Source organism: Streptomyces sp. JLBG701 (assembly GCF_058544905.1).
On sequence record NZ_CM178588.1, the window covers coordinates 9,314,014 to 9,331,166 of the forward strand.

The 17,153-nt window shown below is 71.9% G+C and carries 16 protein-coding genes and 1 pseudogene; 11 read left to right on the top strand and 6 right to left on the bottom strand.

Going from position 1 to position 17,153, the window contains the following annotated elements:
• Nucleotides 1-16 precede the first annotated feature (16 nt).
• Together AC5DRG_RS42670 and AC5DRG_RS42675 are read right to left on the bottom strand one after the other, a co-directional pair.
• Entirely contained in the window at nt 17-2,071 is a 2,055-nt protein-coding gene (locus tag AC5DRG_RS42670; protein ID WP_491805231.1) for an oxidoreductase, read from the bottom strand.
• A 123-nt stretch (nt 2,072-2,194) separates the two neighbouring features.
• Nucleotides 2,195-2,980, bottom strand: coding sequence for an IclR family transcriptional regulator (locus AC5DRG_RS42675; RefSeq protein ID WP_491805232.1), 786 nt, complete (start codon nt 2,978-2,980; stop codon nt 2,195-2,197).
• 122 nt (nt 2,981-3,102) lie between these two features.
• Between AC5DRG_RS42675 and AC5DRG_RS42680 the strand changes: the two genes are divergently transcribed.
• The 6 genes from AC5DRG_RS42680 (at nt 3,103) to AC5DRG_RS42705 (ending at nt 9,196) form a co-directional block, all read left to right on the top strand.
• Nucleotides 3,103-3,936: a M55 family metallopeptidase gene (locus AC5DRG_RS42680; protein WP_491805233.1), complete on the top strand. Its 834-nt coding sequence runs from the start codon at nt 3,103-3,105 to the stop codon at nt 3,934-3,936.
• A complete protein-coding gene (locus AC5DRG_RS42685) occupies nt 3,929-5,233 on the top strand; it encodes a M20/M25/M40 family metallo-hydrolase (protein ID WP_491805234.1) in 1,305 nt (434 codons plus the stop codon). Before AC5DRG_RS42680 ends, AC5DRG_RS42685 begins: the two co-directional genes overlap by 8 nt.
• Before the next feature lie 16 nt (nt 5,234-5,249).
• Complete coding sequence (locus AC5DRG_RS42690) at nt 5,250-7,202, top strand: S9 family peptidase (protein WP_491805235.1); 1,953 nt, start codon at nt 5,250-5,252, stop codon at nt 7,200-7,202.
• Nucleotides 7,199-8,140 (top strand): S66 peptidase family protein, encoded by a 942-nt coding sequence (locus AC5DRG_RS42695; RefSeq protein ID WP_491805236.1) that lies wholly within the window; start codon nt 7,199-7,201, stop codon nt 8,138-8,140. The genes AC5DRG_RS42690 and AC5DRG_RS42695 overlap by 4 nt, the downstream gene beginning before the upstream one ends.
• 229 nt (nt 8,141-8,369) lie before the next feature.
• The gene (locus AC5DRG_RS42700; protein WP_491805237.1) at nt 8,370-8,612 is read left to right on the top strand and encodes a LapA family protein; all 243 of its coding nucleotides are present in this window, start codon (nt 8,370-8,372) and stop codon (nt 8,610-8,612) included.
• 32 nt (nt 8,613-8,644) lie between these two features.
• Nucleotides 8,645-9,196, top strand: a complete 552-nt coding sequence (locus AC5DRG_RS42705) for a GNAT family N-acetyltransferase (protein WP_491805238.1) — start codon at nt 8,645-8,647, stop codon at nt 9,194-9,196.
• Here the strand turns inward: AC5DRG_RS42705 and AC5DRG_RS42710 are convergent.
• Nucleotides 9,168-9,515, bottom strand: a complete 348-nt coding sequence (locus AC5DRG_RS42710) for a DUF6204 family protein (RefSeq protein WP_491805239.1) — start codon at nt 9,513-9,515, stop codon at nt 9,168-9,170. The genes AC5DRG_RS42705 and AC5DRG_RS42710 overlap by 29 nt on opposite strands.
• Nucleotides 9,516-9,657: 142 nt before the next feature.
• Here AC5DRG_RS42710 and AC5DRG_RS42715 point away from each other — a divergent pair, with 142 nt between their 5' ends.
• The gene (locus tag AC5DRG_RS42715; protein WP_491805240.1) at nt 9,658-11,619 is read left to right on the top strand and encodes a DUF5107 domain-containing protein; all 1,962 of its coding nucleotides are present in this window, start codon (nt 9,658-9,660) and stop codon (nt 11,617-11,619) included.
• A gap of 18 nt (nt 11,620-11,637) precedes the next feature.
• On the opposite strand, the gene AC5DRG_RS42720 is transcribed toward AC5DRG_RS42715, so the two are convergent.
• Nucleotides 11,638-11,985 (bottom strand): VOC family protein, encoded by a 348-nt coding sequence (locus tag AC5DRG_RS42720; protein WP_491805241.1) that lies wholly within the window; start codon nt 11,983-11,985, stop codon nt 11,638-11,640.
• 183 nt (nt 11,986-12,168) lie between these two features.
• Here AC5DRG_RS42720 and AC5DRG_RS42725 point away from each other — a divergent pair.
• The 3 genes and pseudogenes from AC5DRG_RS42725 to AC5DRG_RS42735 all read left to right on the top strand — a co-directional run.
• Nucleotides 12,169-13,443: pseudogene (locus tag AC5DRG_RS42725) on the top strand (transketolase); the annotation flags it as partial.
• 31 nt (nt 13,444-13,474) lie between these two features.
• Entirely contained in the window at nt 13,475-13,648 is a 174-nt protein-coding gene (locus AC5DRG_RS42730) for a gas vesicle protein (protein WP_491813308.1), read from the top strand.
• The gene (locus AC5DRG_RS42735; RefSeq protein WP_491813309.1) at nt 13,645-13,926 is read left to right on the top strand and encodes a gas vesicle protein K; all 282 of its coding nucleotides are present in this window, start codon (nt 13,645-13,647) and stop codon (nt 13,924-13,926) included. Before AC5DRG_RS42730 ends, AC5DRG_RS42735 begins: the two co-directional genes overlap by 4 nt.
• An 8-nt stretch (nt 13,927-13,934) precedes the next feature.
• Here the strand turns inward: AC5DRG_RS42735 and AC5DRG_RS42740 are convergent, their stop codons facing one another.
• Together AC5DRG_RS42740 and AC5DRG_RS42745 are read right to left on the bottom strand one after the other, a co-directional pair.
• On the bottom strand, nt 13,935-14,756 hold the full coding sequence (locus AC5DRG_RS42740) for a class I SAM-dependent methyltransferase (RefSeq protein ID WP_491805242.1): 822 nt from the start codon (nt 14,754-14,756) through the stop codon (nt 13,935-13,937).
• Nucleotides 14,757-14,879: 123 nt separating this feature from the next.
• Nucleotides 14,880-16,373 carry a bifunctional phosphatase PAP2/diacylglycerol kinase family protein gene (locus AC5DRG_RS42745; RefSeq protein WP_491805243.1) on the bottom strand — a complete coding sequence of 498 codons (1,494 nt, stop codon included), beginning with the start codon at nt 16,371-16,373 and terminating at the stop codon, nt 14,880-14,882.
• Nucleotides 16,374-16,441: 68 nt separating this feature from the next.
• On the opposite strand from AC5DRG_RS42745, the gene AC5DRG_RS42750 reads away from it, so the two are divergent.
• Nucleotides 16,442-17,134, top strand: coding sequence for a histidine phosphatase family protein (locus AC5DRG_RS42750; RefSeq protein ID WP_491805244.1), 693 nt, complete (start codon nt 16,442-16,444; stop codon nt 17,132-17,134).
• The last annotated feature ends 19 nt before the right edge of the window (nt 17,135-17,153 follow it).

Here is a 17,153-nt window from a genome sequence, read left to right on the forward strand (position 1 = left end):
GCGGAAACGGTGGCGTTCAGACCGGCAGACACAGCCGCAGCGCGTCATAGATCGCGGCGTGGATGTTGCGGGAGGCCACGGCGTCGCCGATACGGAAAAGCTGGTAGTGGCCCGCCTCGTTGCGGACCGCCGACTGCTCCTCGTGGGCCAGCAGGGCACGGTGGTCGACCTCGCCGAGGTTGGTCGATCCGGGGAGGAGTTCGACGTACAGCTCGTCCATCGGCAGGGTCCCGTGCTCCACGATCACGTGGTCCACGATCCGCTCGGTCTCGGCCTCGGTGTACTCGCTGTAGAGGGTCGCGGCGAGCCGGCCGTCCCCGGTGCGGCGCACGGAACGCAGCCGCTGGGCGAGCGTGGTGGTGACACCGTGCCGGGTGAACGCCCGTAGATAGGCGGGGGAGTTCATGCTGCCGACGTCGGGGGCGAGGGTGCGCTCCGGGGTGACGTACTCGATCCGGATGTCGGGAGACGCGGTGAGGACCTCCACGGCGTCCATTGCCGGGTAGCCGCCGTGGTCGTCGTAGACGAGGATCTCGCCCCGTGGGCGGCGCAGTGAGCCCGTCATCACGTCCCAGGTGTCGGTGACCAGGCCCTCGCCGGCGGTGAGGAAGCTCCGGTTGGGCATGCCTCCGGTGGCGACGATCACGAGGTCGGGGTGTTCGGCGATCACGTCGTCGGCCTCGGCGTACGTGCCCAGGCGCAGGTCGACGCCGAGAAGTTTGCACTCGGCCAGGCGCCAGTCGACGATCTGGATCAGGTCGGCCCGGCGCGGGTTCGACGCGGCGAGCCTGATCTGCCCGCCGGGCTGGTCGCTCGCCTCGAACAGGACGACGGCGTGGCCGCGTTCGCCCAGTACGCGTGCCGCTTCCAGACCGGCCGGACCCCCTCCGACAACAACTGCCTTCCTGCGGCGGCCGATTGTGGGGGAGATGACGTGGGGTACGTGGAGTTCCCGGCCGGCCGCCGGGTTGTGCACGCACTTGGTGTCGCCGGAGTCGTAGATCGCGTCGAGGCAGTAACTCGCCCCGACGCAGGGCCGGATGCGGTCCTCCTGGCCGGCCTTCACCTTGGCGACCAGGTGTGGATCGGCGATCTGCGCGCGGGTCATGCCGACCAGGTCCAGCAGTCCTTCGCGCAGGGCGTGCCGCGCGGTGGCGACGTCGGCGATGCGTGCCGCGTGCATCACGGGGATGGAGAGCCGTCGCTTGATCTCGCCGGTGAAGTCCAGGAACGGCCCGAGCGGGGTGCCCATGGACGGGATGGTCTTCGCCAGGGACGCGTCGCTCTCGATGGTGCCGTGGATGACGCTGAGGAAGTCGATGCCGTCGGCGGCGTACTGCTCGGCGGCGGTGAGCGCTTCGTCGAAGGTGAGGCCGCCGAGTCGTGCTTCGTCCAGCGACATCCGGATCCCGACGACGAAGTCCGGGCCGACGGCTTCGCGCATGGCGCGGATCACCCGGCGCGGAAACGCCATGCGGTTCTCCAGGCTGCCGCCCCACTCGTCGTCGCGGTGGTTGGTCGCGGGGGACAGGAAGCTGTCCAGGAAGTGTCCGTACGCCTCCAGCTCGATGCCGTCGAGGCCGCCCTCTTGGCAACGGACCGCCGCGGTGGCGTAGTCGGCGACGATCCGGTCCAGGTCCCAGGGCTCGGCGGCCTTCGGGAAGGCGCGGTGCGCGGGTTCGCGCAGCGGTGAGGCGGACACCACCGGGAGCCAGTCGCCGGTGAAGTTGCTGGTGCGGCGGCCGAGATGGGTGACCTGGCACATGACCGCGGCCCCGGCTTCGTGCACGTCGTCGGCGAGCCGGCGCAGCCACGGCACGATGTCGTCGTGGTACAGGAGCAGGTTGCCGAACGCGGGCGGGCTGTCGGGGGAGACCACCGCCGAGCCGCCGATCATCGTCAGGCCGACCCCGCCCCGCGCCTTCTCCAGGTGGTAGGCCCGATAGCGGTCCTTGGGCAGGCCGTCCTCACCGAACGCCGGCTCGTGGGAGGTGCTGACCACGCGGTTGCGCAGGGTGAGGTGCTTGAGCCGGAAGGGCTGGAGCAGGGGATCCAGGACGGTTGAGGGCACGGCAGCTCCTCGAAGGGCGCGTGTTTCGCGATGCGGAACAGCATCGCCATACGAGACAAATGGTGAAGCTGGAAATCCCCGGCCGTCAAGGCCCGCTGTGTTAACTCGAATCGCGTGCCGCGCTCAGCCGCGCTTCACGTACCCCCGGCGCCAGGAGATCTTCGCGGCGGCTGCCAGCACCTGCTCCGCGAGACCGGGAACGGTGTCCTCGTTGATCCGGAAGGTCGGTCCGGACAGGGTGACGGCCGCGATGACCTTGCCGTCCAGGGCGCGGATCGGGGCGGCGATGACGGCCAGCCCGATCTCGTGCTCCTCGCTGGTGGTGGAGTAGCCCCGCTCGCGGATCACCTTGAGCTCGGCCGCGAGACGCGCCGGGTCGACGATGGTGTGCGGGGTGTACTTCTCCGGCCCCTTCGCGAGGATCTCCGCGACCTGGTCGGGGGTCATGTGCGCCATGAAGAGCTTGCCCGCCCCGGTGGCGTGCATCGGGGTGCGCCGGCCGACCCAGTCGATGGTCGTGATCGCCGCCGCGCCGATCGCCTGGTCGATGCTGATCACGTGGTGCCCGTCATGGATCGCCACGTTCACGGTGTCGCCCACGGCCGCGGCGAGCTCCTGGCAGACGGGGCGGCTCAGCAGGGACAGGTCGTTCACCTTGCTTGCCCCGGCGGCGAGTTCGACCATCGTGTACCCGATGCGGTACCGCCCGCGCTCGGTGTCCTGCTCGACCAGGCCCCGTGACTCCAGGGTCGCCAGCAGCCGGAACACCGTCGACTTGTGGATGTCCAGTTCCTCGGCGATCTCGGTCACGCCGCTGGGGCCCCGGGTGGCCAGCACCTGCAGAATCGACACCGCCCGGTCCACGGACTGCACGGAGTGATCACGCGGGCGGCTCCCCTTGCTGGTCATGGCGGAAGGGTAACCGAGCGGCAGACACCGGCCGCGAGCCCCGGGCCACTGCTTCCGAGCCCCAGGAACACCCTCGCCTCCTTGTGGCCGGTTCCCCCTGCCGATGCGTAACGTGATGCACCATGAAGATCCTCATCAGCGCCGACATGGAGGGCGCCACCGGTGTGACCTGGCCGGCCGACGTGCTGCCGGGGACACCGCAGTGGGAGCGGTGCCGGGCGATGTTCACCTCCGACGTCAACGCCGCCGTGCTCGGCTTCTTCGACGGCGGCGCGGACGAGGTGCTCGTCAACGAGGCGCACTGGACCATGCGCAACCTGCTCCTCGAACGGCTCGACGAGCGGGCACAGATGCTCACCGGGCGGCACAAGTCCCTCTCCATGGTGGAGGGCGTGCAGCACGGAGACGTGGACGGCATCGCCTTCGTCGGCTACCACGCGGGCGCCGGCATGGAGGGCGTCCTCGCCCACACCTACCTCGCCAACTCCATCACCGGGGTGTGGCTGAACGACGTACGGGCGAGCGAGGGGCTCCTCAACGCCCACGTCGTCGCCGAGTACGGGGTGCCCGTCGTGCTCGTCACCGGTGACGACGTCGCCTGCGAGGACGCGCTCGGGTATGCGCCTCAGGCCTTGAAGGTCGCCGTCAAGGACCATGTGTCGCGATACGCGGCCGTGTGCCGTACGCCGGCCCGGGCCGCCTCCGAGATCCGGGCCGCGGCGAAGGAGGCGGCCGGGCTGGCGGTGCGTCAGGAGCCAGTCGTCGGGGGCCCGTTCACCATCGCCCTGGAGTTTGACGCCGAGCACCTGGCCATGGCCGCCACCGTCGTGCCGGGTGTGGGGCGGGTCGGGGAGCGGAAGGTGGCGTACACCAGCGGGACCATGTACGAGGGGATCCGGACCTTCAAGGCGGTCACCACGATCGTCTCGGCCGCGGTGGAGGAGCAGTATGGCTGACGAACAGGTGCTGGACGAGGTCGTCCGGTTCACCTCCGACCTCATTCGCATCGACACGACCAACCGCGGGGGCGGTGACTGCCAGGAGCGGCCGGCCGCCGAGTACGCCGCGGAAAAGCTGGCCGACACCGGACTCGAACCCGTCCTGCTGGAACGCACCAAGGGGCGGACCAACGTCGTCGCCCGGATCGAGGGCACCGACCCGTCCGCGGACGCGCTGCTCGTCCACGGTCATCTGGACGTGGTGCCCGCGCAGGCGGAGGACTGGAGCGTGCATCCGTTCTCCGGGGAGATCCGCGACGGCGTCGTCTGGGGGCGGGGCGCGGTCGACATGAAGAACATGGACGCCATGATCCTCGCGGTCGTGCGCGCCTGGGCACGGCAGGGCGTACGCCCCCGGCGGGACCTCGTCATCGCCTTCACCGCCGACGAGGAGGCCAGCGCCGAGGATGGTTCGGGCTTTCTCGCCGACCGGCACGCCGGGCTGTTCGAGGGGTGCACCGAGGGCATCAGCGAGTCGGGGGCCTTCACCTTCCACGACGGGAGCGGACGGCAGCTCTATCCGATCGCGGCCGGCGAGCGCGGCACGGGCTGGCTCAAGCTCACCGCGCGCGGGCGCGCCGGACACGGCTCCAAGGTCAACCGGGAGAACGCCGTCACCCGCCTCGCCGCCGCCATCGCCCGCATCGGCGACCACGAGTGGCCGCTGCGGCTGACCCCGACGGTCAGTGCGGCCCTCACCGAACTCGCCGCGCTCTACGGCGTCGACGCCGACCTCGACGACGTGGACGGCCTCCTGGAGAAGCTCGGCCCGGCGGCCAAGCTCGTCGAGGCGACCGTACGCAACAGCGCCAACCCGACGATGCTGGCGGCCGGTTACAAGGTCAACGTGATCCCTGGCGAGGCCGTCGCCTACGTCGACGGGCGCTATCTGGCGGGCGGCGAGGACGAGTTCCGTACGACACTCGACCGGCTCACCGGACCGGACGTGGACTGGGAGTTCCACCACCGTGAAGTGGCCCTCCAGGCACCGCTGGACTCGGCCACGTACGCCAACATGCGTGCGGCCGTAGAGGAGTTCGCGCCGGAGGGGCACGTGGTGCCGTACTGCATGTCGGGCGGTACGGACGCCAAGCAGTTCTCCCGCCTCGGCATCACCGGCTATGGATTCGCACCCCTGAAGCTCCCCGAGGGCTTCGACTACCAGGCCCTCTTCCACGGCGTCGACGAGCGCGTCCCGGTCGAGGCACTGCACTTCGGCGTCCGTGTCCTCGACCGGTTCCTGCGGACGGCCTAGCCAAGTGGGGGAGAACGTGCGGACGTTGGCGTACGGCTCGTGGCCCTCGCCCATCGACGCGGCGCTCGCCGCCGCGCACGACGGCCATCCGGAGTACGTCGGCTTCGTCGGCGACGAGGCCTGGTGGACCGAGCCGCGGCCCACCGAGGGCGGCCGGCGCACACTCGTGCGGCGCCGCGCCGACGGGGTGGAGGAGCCGGTGCTGCCCGCTCCCTGGAACGTGCGCAGCCGCGTCATCGAGTACGGCGGCCAGCCGTGGGCCGGGGTGGTGCGGGACGGCGAACCGCTCGTCGTGTTCGTGAACTTCGCCGACCAACGGCTCTACCGTTACGAGCCCGGGAGCGAGCCGCAGCCCCTCACTCCAGTCTCCCTCGTGGGCGGCGGACTGCGTTGGGCCGAACCGCAGTTGCGCCTCGACCTCGGTGAAGTCTGGTGCGTCCTTGAGGAGTTCACCGGCGACGGGCCCATCGATGTGCGCCGGGTGCTCGCCGCCGTGCCGCTGGACGGCTCGGCCGCGCAGGAACGGGACGCCGTACGTGAACTCACCGACGACCGGCGCCGGTTCGTGAACGGACCCCGTATCTCGCCGGACGGGCGGCGCGCGGCCTGGCTCGCCTGGGACCATCCGTGGATGCCCTGGGACGGGACCGAACTGGTCGTCGCCGAGGTGGAGAGCGACGGCACCCTGCGCGAGGCGCGGACCGTCGCCGGTGGGCCCGGCGAGTCGATCGCCCAGGCCGACTGGGCCCCCGACGGCTCCCTGCTGTACGCGAGCGACCGCAGCGGCTGGTGGAACCTTTACCGGGACGGGCAGCCACTGTGCCCGCGCGAGGAGGAGTTCGGCGGGCCCCTGTGGAAGCTCGGGCACCGCTGGTTCGCCCCGCTGGACAGCGGTCTGATCGCCGTCGTGCACGGCCGCGGCGCCACCGCCCTCGGGATACTGGACCCCGAGACGGGAGAGGTCGTCGACGCGGCCGGCCCCTGGACCGAGTTCGCGCCCACACTCACGGTGCACGGCGAGCGGGTCGTCGCCGTGGGGGCCAGCCCGCGCAGCGCCTACGAGGTCGTCGAGCTGAACACCAGGACCGGTCGCTCCCGGGTGATCGGCGCCGCCCACGACGACCCCGTCGACCCCGCCCACTACCCCGAGCCGCGGATCCGCACCTTCACCGGACCGGCGGGACGGGACATCCACGCGCACGTCTACCCGCCCCACCACCCCGGGTGCGTCGCGCCCGACGACCAACTGCCGCCGTACGTCGTCTGGGCGCACGGTGGGCCCACCGGACGGGCGCCCCTCGTACTCGACCTGGAGATCGCCTACTTCACCTCGCGGGGCATCGGCGTCGTCGAGGTCGACTACGGGGGCTCGACCGGCTACGGCCGGGAGTACCGGGACCGGCTGCGCGAACAGTGGGGCGTCGTCGACGTCGAGGACTGCGCGGCCGTCGCGCTGGCCCTCGCCGACGAGGGCACCGCCGACCGCGACCGGCTCGCCGTCCGGGGCGGCAGCGCGGGCGGCTGGACCGCAGCCGTCTCGCTCACCAGCACCGACGTCTACGCCTGCGGCACGATCATCTATCCCATCCTCGACCTGGCCGGCTGGGCCTCGGGCGAGACCCACGACTTCGAGTCCCGGTACCTGGACACCCTGGTCGGGCCGCTCGCCGAGGTGCCCGGACGGTACGCGGAGCGCTCGCCCACCGAGCACGCCGACCGCATCAGCGCGCCCTTCCTGCTGCTCCAGGGCCTCGACGACGTGATCTGCCCGCCCGCGCAGTGCGAACGGTTCCTGGCCCGGATGCGGGGGCGGCGGGTGCCGCACGCCTACATCGCCTTCGAGGGGGAGGGGCACGGGTTCCGGCGGGCCGAGACCATGGTGCGGGTCCTGGAGTCCGAACTCTCCCTGTACGCCCAGGTGTTCGGGCTGAACCCGCCTGGTGTCCCGACCTTGGAGCTCGTCAGGTGAAGCCACTCGTCCGGCCGCCCCGACTCGCCCCCGGCGCCCGCGTGGCCGTCGTCGCGCCCAGCGGGCCCGTGCCCGAGGAGCGGCTCCAGGCCGGTCTCGACGTGCTGCGCGGCTGGGACCTCGACCCGGTGGTGGCGCCCCATGTGCTGGACCGGCACGGCGAGTTCGCCTACCTGGCGGGCACCGACGCCGACCGTGCCGCCGATCTGCAGGGCGCCTGGTGCGACCCGTCCGTGGACGCGGTGCTGTGCGCCCGGGGCGGGTACGGGGCGCAGCGCATGGTCGACCTGCTCGACTGGGAGGCGATGCGCGCGGCCGGGCCGAAGATCCTCGTCGGCTTCAGCGACATCACCGTGCTGCACCAGGCCTTCGCCACCCGCCTGGGCCTGGCGACGCTGCACGGGCCCGCGGCGGCGGGCGTCGACTTCATCAAGAGCACGCGTGCGCAGGAACATCTGCGAGCCACCCTCTTGGATCCGGAGTCGGTGGGAACCATCAAGGCCGTGGGCGGCGGCGCGCTCGTTGGAGGGCGGGCCCGGGGCGTCACACTCGGCGGCTGCCTGAGCATGCTCGCGACCGACCTCGGTACGCCCCACGCCCACGCCGGCGCAAGCGGCGGGCTCCTCCTGATCGAGGACGTCGGCGAGAGCGCGTACCGCCTCGACCGGTATCTGACCCAACTCCTGCGTTCCGGCTGGCTCGACGGTGTCCGGGGGATCGTGCTCGGGTCGTGGGCCGAGTGCGGCCCCTACGACAGGCTCCGCCCGCTCTTCACGGACCGGCTCGCCGGGCTCGGGGTCCCCGTCGTCGAGGAGTTCGGGTTCGGGCACTGCGAGGGGGCGTTGACGATGCCCCTCGGGGTGACGGCCGAACTGGACGCGGACGCGGGCACGTTGACGCTGATCGAGCCGGCGCTGCGCTGCGCCGCCCGCTACTGATCTCAAACATGGGGGAGCGCCACGCTGCACTCCTGGTCCTTCCACCAGCTCGGCAGCTTCATCGCCTACAAGGCCCAGCGCGCCGGGGTTCCGCTGGTGTACGTGAAAGCTGCCGGTGGTGGCCGACTAGGCCGGTCCTGAGGTGAGCTGTCACCCGTACGGCCCACTCCGCACCCGGAGTGGTGGCGCTCGCCGCGCGTGCCGCCCGGGGGCGGCCCATCCTGGGCGCATGAGTCCGAAGACCTCCGAGAGCGGTGGCAAGGCCGGCGGGAAGGGCGGGGTGATGACCCCCGCCAGGATCATCGTGCTGCTGCTCGGCGTCCTCGCCCTGACCTTCATCTTCGAGAACACCGCCTCCACCAAGATCAGACTGCTGATCCCCGAGGTGACGATGCCGCTGTGGATGGCGCTGCTCGGCACGACGGTCATCGGCGCGCTGTGCGGGGCGTACTTCATGAAACGGCGCCAGTAACGGCGGCCGACGTGCCGTCGTAGGGTGAAGGGATGCCGCACATCGCTTCCCGCTACCTCGCCGAGGGCCCCCGTGTGGGCATACGCCACTTCACCTACGAGGACGGCGCCGAGTTCACGGCCCGGGCACGGGAGAGCAAGGACCTGCACCAGCCGTGGCTGTTCCCCCCGACCAGCGCCAACGCGTACGTCTCCTACGCGAGCCGGCTGATCGAGGATCCGACCAAGGTGGGGTTCCTGGTCTGCGAGAAGGACGGCGGGGGCATCGCCGGATTCATCAACATCAACAACATCGTCGAGGGCGCCTTCCTCAGCGGGGCGCTCGGCTACGGCGCCTTCGCGCACGCGGCCGGGCGCGGGCTGATGCGCGAGGCGCTCACCCTGGTGGTGCGGTACGCGTTCGGCGCGATGCGGCTGCACCGGCTGGAGATCAACGTCCAGCCCGACAACACCGCGTCGATCGCCCTCGCCCGCAGCTGCGGCTTCCGCCTGGAGGGCTTCTCACCGAACATGCTCTACATCGACGGCGCCTGGCGGGACCACGAGAGGTGGGCGATCACCGCCGAGACGCGGACTTCCGGTTGACCTTCATGGTGTCCAGGTCGGTGACGGTGGACTTGAGCGCCCCGAAGCCGTAGCCGAGGCCGCGCAGGCTGGTCTCGGCCCGGTCCTCCGCGATCGCGGCCGCCATCTCCACACCGTCAGCCGCGTCCGACACCACCACGTACCGCAGCGAGAAGTGCTTGAGCGGCGACGGCTCGTAGGAGAGCGAACCCTCCTCGGTGAACCGCATGCTCGTCATCCCGTGGTCGGCGGCCTCGGCCAGCAGCCGCTCCCGCGCCGCGTCCGTCAACGCGTCCCACGTGCCCCGGACGATCACCCGGTAGGTGTGCTGCTCGCTCATGTGTCGCTCGGCCCCTCTCGAATCCGCTGTCCGGCCGACTCTACGTCGGTGAGGACAAACCGCACGCGGAATATCGCCGTGGCCGCCTTTGCGGAATCCTGACCGGCGGCGACCCTGGTCAGGTCCCCGGTGAACGGGTTCCATGGTGATCGTGACGACGATCCGACGTGACGTAGTGACGCTGCCCGCCGCCGAGTTGGGGCCCGACAACCCCCTGCCCCCGCTGCGGCCGCTCGACGAAGTACACCGCATCGACGAACGCGACCGGGACGACCTGCCACGCGACATGGCCCGGCAGATCGGTTACGAGCCACTGCGCAGCCTGCTGCCCGTACGGATCAGGGACGGCTACGACAGAACGGGCGAGTCCCGCGACATCGACGCGCTCGTCATCGAGAACGAACGCCTCCGCGCCACCGTCCTCCCCGGCCTCGGCGGACGGCTTGCCTCCCTCTTCCACAAGCCGACCGGCCGCGAACTCCTTTACCGCAACCCGGTGTTGCGGCCCGCCAACTTCGCCCTCAACGGCGCCTGGTTCTCCGGCGGCGTCGAATGGAACATCGGCGCCACCGGCCACACCACCCTCTCCTGCTCACCCCTGCACGCCGCCCGCGTCCCCGCCCCCGACGGCGGCGAGATGCTCCGGCTGTGGGAGTGGGAGCGGCTGCGCGACCTCCCCTTCCAGGTCGACCTCTGGCTGCCGGAAGGCTCCGACTTCCTCCACGTCGGCGTCCGCGTCCGCAATCCGCACGAGAAACCCGCGCCCACCTACTGGTGGTCCAACATCGCCGTGCCCGAGGAGTGCCGGGTCCTCGCACCCGCCGAGGAGGCGTGGCACTTCGGGTACGAGCGGCGACTGCGCCGGGTGCCCGTCCCGGCGTACGACGGAATCGACCGGACGTACCCGCTCAACAGCACCTACGCCGCCGACTACTTCTACGAGGTCCCCGACGGGCGGCGGCGCTGGATCGCCGCGCTCGACGCGGACGGGCACGGGCTGGTGCAGACGTCGACCGATGTGCTGCGCGGCCGCAAGCTGTTCGTGTGGGGCACGGGCAGCGGCGGGCGGCGCTGGCAGGAGTGGCTCACCGAACCCGGCACCGGCGGCTACTGCGAGATCCAGGCCGGGCTCGCCCGCACCCAGCTGGAGCATGTGCGGCTGGAGGCCGGGGGCGAGGTGTCCTGGCTGGAGGCGTACGGGCCCCTCGACGCGTCCCCGGAAGGGGAGTGGGGCGATGTGGTGGACGCGGCCGCGGCACGGCTGGAAAGCGTCCTGCCGCGTGCCGACGTCGACGCCGCCTACGAGGCCTGGAAGCCGTGCGCCGACACCGAGCCCGGCGAGATCCTGGCCGTCGGCTCCGGCTGGGGCGCGCTCGAAGTACTGCGCGCCGGCTGGAAGTTGCCCGGCACGCCCTTCGACGAGTCCACCCTAGGCGAGGCCCAGGCGCCCTGGCTGGAGCTGCTGAGCGCCGGGGCCCTCCCCGAGCCGCGTCGCGTCCAGCCGCCCGGTGAGACCCTCGTCGCCCGGCACTGGCGGGACATGCTGGAGACCGCCCCGGCGACCCCGCTCACCGAGTACCACCTCGGCGTCTCCCAGTGGCACGCCGACGACCGGGCACAGGCGGTGCGGAGTTGGGAGCGCGCCCTCGAACTCGCGCCCTCGCTCTGGCCGTTGCTGCGCTGCCTCGCCGTCGCCGACCAGGAGTCCGGCAACCCCGAGCGGGCCGCCGACCGGTACGCGGAGGCCTTCGACGACCTGTGCCGGGAACGGCGCGACGACGGGGAGCGCTGGACGGCCGTCACCGCCGCGCTCGGTCGCGAGAGTGTCGAGGCGCTCCTCAAGGCCCGCCGGGTCGTGGAGGCGCGCTCCGTGTGGGAGCGGCTGCACCCGGCGACCCGGGCGCGCGGCCGGTTCCGGCTGATCGAGGCCGAGTTGCTGCTCGCGGAGGGCCGCCCACAGGACGCGCGGGCCGTGTTCGACGCGGGCTTCGAGGTCGCCGACCTGCGCGAAGGAGCGGAGGCCATCGGCCGGCTGTGGGCCCGCGTCAGCGACGAGCCGCTCCCGGCCCCGTACGACTTCCGCATGCGACCGCCCACGCCATGAGACGCGGGCCGGGCGGTGTCACCCGCGCCGGTCCACGTACTCGTACACCACCCCGTCCGGATGCACCGCGATCAGATTGCGGCCCCCCGGTGTCTCCACCGGGCCCGCGACGATGCGGGCACCGAGCTCGGTGAGCACCTCGTGGGCCTCGTCGACGTCCTTGACGGCGATGGTCGCGGCGACCTTGCGCAGCACCTCCAGCTCGGCCGCGGGCCCGCTCATCAGCAGGAAGCAGCCGACCGCGGCGACGGACACACCACCGCGCTCGAAGCGAAGCGCTCTGCCGCCCGCGAGCCGTTCGTAGAAGGGGACCGCGGCCTCCAGGTCGTCGACGCAGACGCGCAGCGTGGCTCCCAGAATCTCCATGCGGAAAAGCCTAGTGGGGGGCGAACCGGGGAGGAGATCGTTCCGGACGATCGGCGCCGCGCCGCTCATCCGCGGCGACGGGGCGAAACGCCTGGCGTCGTCGCGTTTGGGCGCTGTGGCAGGGGGACGCGGAAACCCCGTACCAACGACATCGGCCGGCCGTCACCCGCGGGGAGGAGACTCATGAACACCCGAGAACTCGTCGAGCTGGCCCAGCAACTCCGCGTGGACAGTGTGCGCGCCTCCGCCGCCGCGGGCTCAGGGCATCCGACGTCCTCCATGTCCGCCGCCGACCTGATGGCCGTACTGCTCGCCCACCACCTCCGCTACGACTTCGACCGCCCCGCCCACCCCGGCAACGACCGCCTCGTCCTCTCCAAGGGCCACGCCTCACCGCTCCTGTACGCCGCCTACAAGGCAGCCGGAGCCGTCGACGATGCCGAACTGCTCACCTTCCGCGCGCTGGGCAGCCGCCTCGAGGGGCATCCGACGCCGCGGCGGCTGCCCTGGGTGGAGACGGCGACCGGCTCGCTCGGACAGGGGCTGCCCGTGGGTGTCGGCATCGCGCTGTCCGGTAGCAGGCTGGAGCGCACCGGTTACCGGGTGTGGGTGCTGTGCGGGGACAGCGAGCTCGCCGAGGGTTCCGTGTGGGAGGCCGCCGAGCAGGCGTCGTACGAGCATCTCGACCATCTCACCGCGATCGTCGACGTCAACCGGCTCGGCCAGCGCGGGCCGACTCGGCACGGACACGACCTCGACGCGTACGCGCGCCGGTTCCGGGCCTTCGGCTGGCACACCGTCGAGGTCGACGGACACGACGTGGACGCGATCGACCGCGCATACGGCGAGGCCGCGTCCACGAGCGGGCAGCCGACGGTGATCCTCGCCCGCACCCTCAAGGGCAAGGGCGTCGAGTCCGTCCAGGACCGCGAGGGACTGCACGGCAAGCCGCTGCCGGACGCCGACGAGGCGATCGCCGAGCTCGGTGGAGTACGCGACCTCCGCGTCCGGGTGCAGGAGCCGCCCGCCGCCCGGATGCTGCACGCCGTACGCACCGGACACCTCGAACTGCCCCGCTGGGACAAGGGCGAGGAGGTGGCGACGCGGGACGCCTACGGACAGGCGCTCGCCGCACTCGGCATCGCGCGAGGAGACGTCGTCGCTCTCGACGGCGAGGTCGGCGACTCCACGCGCGCGGAGTTCTTCGCCAAGGAGCACCCCGACCGCTACTTCGAGTGCCACATCGCCGAGCAGCAGATGGTCGCCGCCGCGGTGGGACTCGCCACGCGCGGCTGGGTACCGTACGCCTCGACGTTCGCGGCCTTCCTCACGCGCGCGTACGACTTCGTCCGCATGGCCGCGGTCAGCGGCTCCGGCATCAATCTGGTCGGCTCGCACGCGGGCGTCTCGATCGGACAGGACGGGCCCTCGCAGATGGGTCTGGAGGACCTGGCGATGTTCCGGGCGGTGCACGGCTCCACCGTGCTGTATCCGTGCGACGCCAACCAGACGGCCCACCGCCCGGCTGCTCGCCGGCGGGGTCGTCGTCACCGGGGACATCACCCTGCGCATCGCGGACGTGGACCTGGTGCGGATCGACCTGAACGCGCTCATCAGCTCCGTGAACGAACAAGTCCCCTCACCCTGGAGGGAGTTGTCATGACGGGACGCAACCGCCTCGACCTCGAACCGGACACCGTCGAGCGCGACCTGGTCAGACTCGTCCTCACCGTCGTGGAACTGCTGCGCCAGTTGATGGAGCGCCAGGCCGTGCGCCGGTTCGACACAGGTGAGTTGACGGAGGATCAGGAGGAGCGCATCGGGCTCACCCTGATGCTGCTCGACGACCGTATGACCGAACTGTGCGAGCGCTACGGAGTGCGGCCCGAGGACCTGAATCTGGACCTCGGGCCGCTCGGACCTCTGCTTCCCAGGAGCTGACCGCAGGGTCAGGCTTCCTTCCGGCAGAGGATCTCTCCGTGCAGCACGCTGAACCAGCCGTCCTCCCGCCGCCCCCACTCCCGCCACGCGTCCGACACGGCCCGCAGTTGCTCCGCGGTGGCGTGGCCGCCCTCCGTGGCGCGTTCCGCGTACGCCGACGCCAGGGTGCGGTCCGCCCACAGGCCGCTCCACCAGGCCCGCTCGTCCGCCGTCGAGAAGGTCCAGGTGCCCGACGTGGCCGTGATGTCGCTCAGGCCCGCCCGCAGCGCCCAGGACTTCAGTCGGCGTCCGGCGTCCGGCTCGCCGCCGTTGGCGCGGGCCACCCGCCGGTACAGGTCCGCCCAGTCGTCCATCCCCGGCACCTCGGGGTACCAGGTCATCGCCGCGTAGTCCGAGTCGCGTACGGCGATGAACCCGCCCGGCCTGGTGACCCGCCGCATCTCGCGCAGCGCCTGCACCGGATCGCCCACGTGCTGGAGCACCTGGTGGGCGTGGACCACGCAGAACGAGCCGTCCGGGAAGTCCAGGGCGTGTACGTCCGCGACCCCGAAGTCGACGTTGGTGAGCCCGCGTTCGGCCGCGGTGGACCGGGCCTGGTCCAGGATCCCCGCCGCGTGGTCGACGCCGGTGACATGGCCGTCGGGGACCAGCTCCGCCAGGTCGGCGGTGATGGTGCCCGGGCCGCAGCCGATGTCCAGGATCCTCATGTGCGGCTTCAGTGAACTCAGGAGGTAGGCCGCGGAGTTGGCGGCGGTCCGCCAGGTGTGCGAACGCAGCACCGACTCGTGGTGTCCGTGCGTGTAGACAGCGGTCTCCTGCGCTTTCGGCATGGCTCTACCCCTTCTCGTCGTACCGCCGCACGGAGCCCGCGACCCCGTCGTGCGGTGCGCATCACGCTACGCGCGCCAGCCGCATAATGAGACCCGCGTTTCGGAATGTGGACTGACGGATGATCAGTGGCCGGGCAGCGGGCGGTAGACCGTCAGCGCCTCGGGCAGGTTTTCCAGCGTCACCTCGCCCTCCACCTCGGTGACTTCACCGTCGTACGCCAGGAGCGTGCCCGGCGCGACACCGGCCAGGCGCAGTCGGCCCACCTGCACCGCCGCATGGGTGGGCGACCGGGTGAGCGGGCCCGCGAGTGCCGCGGCGAGCAGCCGCAGCGCGGGCATCCGGCCGCCGTGCACGACCCGTACGTCGAGCCGCCCGTCCGCCAGATCCACCCGGCGGCCCGGCGTGAGGCCCATGCGGTGATAGGTGCCGTTGCCGGCGAACAGCAGCCACAACGGGCGGGTCCGGCCGTCGAATTCGACCTCCAGCGGATGCCGGTCGGCGCGCAGCACCCGCAGCACCGCGAGCACCCCCGCCGGCCAGCCGCCGATCCGGGGCGACCAGCGGTCCCGTACCCGCACCAGCTCCGGATAGACGCCCAGACTGCACGTGTTGAGGAAGACGCCCCGCACCTTCCCGCAGCGGAACCGGCCCACGTCGACGCGCACGGCCTCGCCGTCCCGCAGGGCCCGGCTCAGATCCCGTACGTCCTCCACGCCCAGGTCGTACGCGAAGTGATTGAGCGTGCCGCCGGGGAGGACCGCCAGCGGCAGGCCGTGGCGCAGGGCCACCTCGGCGGCCGCGTTGACCGTGCCGTCGCCGCCGCACACGCCCAGCACCCGGGCGCGCAGCGCCGCCTTCTCCAACTCGGGGCCCACATCGGCGGGTTCGCACTCGACCACCTCCGCGTCCGGCAACACGTCCCGCAACACGCCCGCCCGGTCCGCGCTGCCCGCAGCCATGTTGGCCACGAGGACAAGACCCGCGCCGTCCGGCAGCGCCGGAACCTCCGCGCGGGGCCGGGCCAGCGGGCTGATCTGCGCGCGGGTCGGCACCATGCCCCGTACGGCGAACGCGGCGCCCGCGCCCAGCGCCGCACCCGCCAGTACGTCGCTCGGAAAGTGGACGCCCGTGTACACGCGGGACATGGCGACCGAGAACGCCATAGGGGCCACCACCGCACCCCACCCGGGGGACTCCAGGGCGACACCGGTCGCGAAGGCCGCCGCCGACGCGGAGTGACCGGACGGGAACGACGTGGTGATCGGCTGCCGCTTCAGGTGCCGGACCGACGGCACCGGATCCAGGACGGGCCGCGGACGGCGCACCGAGCGTTTGCCGAGCGTGTTGATCGTGAGGGAGGCCAGGGCGAGCGAGGCGAGACCACGGGCCGCCGCCCGGCGGGCCCTGGGCGTACGGCTCGCCGCCAGCGCGGCCGCCGTCACGCACCACAGCACCCCGTGGTTCGCGCTGTGGCTCAGCCTCGGCAGGACGGGTTCGGCGCCCGGCCAGTGGCGCTCGGCGGCCACCTCGAACAGCCGGGAGTCGAGGGCCAGCAGCCGGTCGCGCAGGACGTGCCGGCCGGGCACGGGCAGGGTGAGGTCGACATCTGGGCTCATAGGGTGCCGGGTACCCTGAAGTGGCCGTTCTGCTCTTCGGCGGACCGAGTTCCAGGAGGACCCCGTACATGCGCCTGCTTCTCATCCGCCACGGCCAGACACCCTCCAACGTGCTGTCCCTGCTGGACACGGCCGTCCCGGGCCCGGGCCTGACCGAGCTCGGACAACGCCAGGCCGCCCTCCTGCCGGAGGCCCTCGCGGGCGAGGACATCGAGGCCCTGTACGTCTCCACCATGATCCGTACGCACCTCACCGCGGCCCCGCTGGCCGCCGCCCGCGGCCTCGACGTGATCGTCCGCGCCGGCATCAGGGAGCTGTCCGCGGGCGACCTGGAAATGCTGCCCGGCGATTCGGAGGACGGTCTCAGGTACATGAAGACCGTGTTCGCGTGGTCGGCCGGTGACACCGAGTTGCGGATGCCCGGCGGGGAGAGCGGCACGGAGGCGCTGGCACGCTACGACGCCGTCGTCGCCGAGGCCGCCGACAGCGGGGCCCAGGCGGTCGCCATGGTCAGCCACGGCGCCGCGATCCGCATGTGGACGGCGGCCCGCGCCGACAACGTAGACGTGCCCTTCGCCGCCGCCCACCCCCTGGACAACACCGGTGTGGTGATCCTGGAGGGCTCACCGTCCGACGGCTGGAAGGCGCTGTCGTGGGCGGGAGCGGTCGTGGAGCCGGCCGGAGCGAGCGAAGCGAGATGGGGGTCCCCCCGCCCGAAGGGTGGGGGAGGCCCCGCAGGACAGCGCGTCGACGCCGAATAGGCCGGGCGACGGCGATATG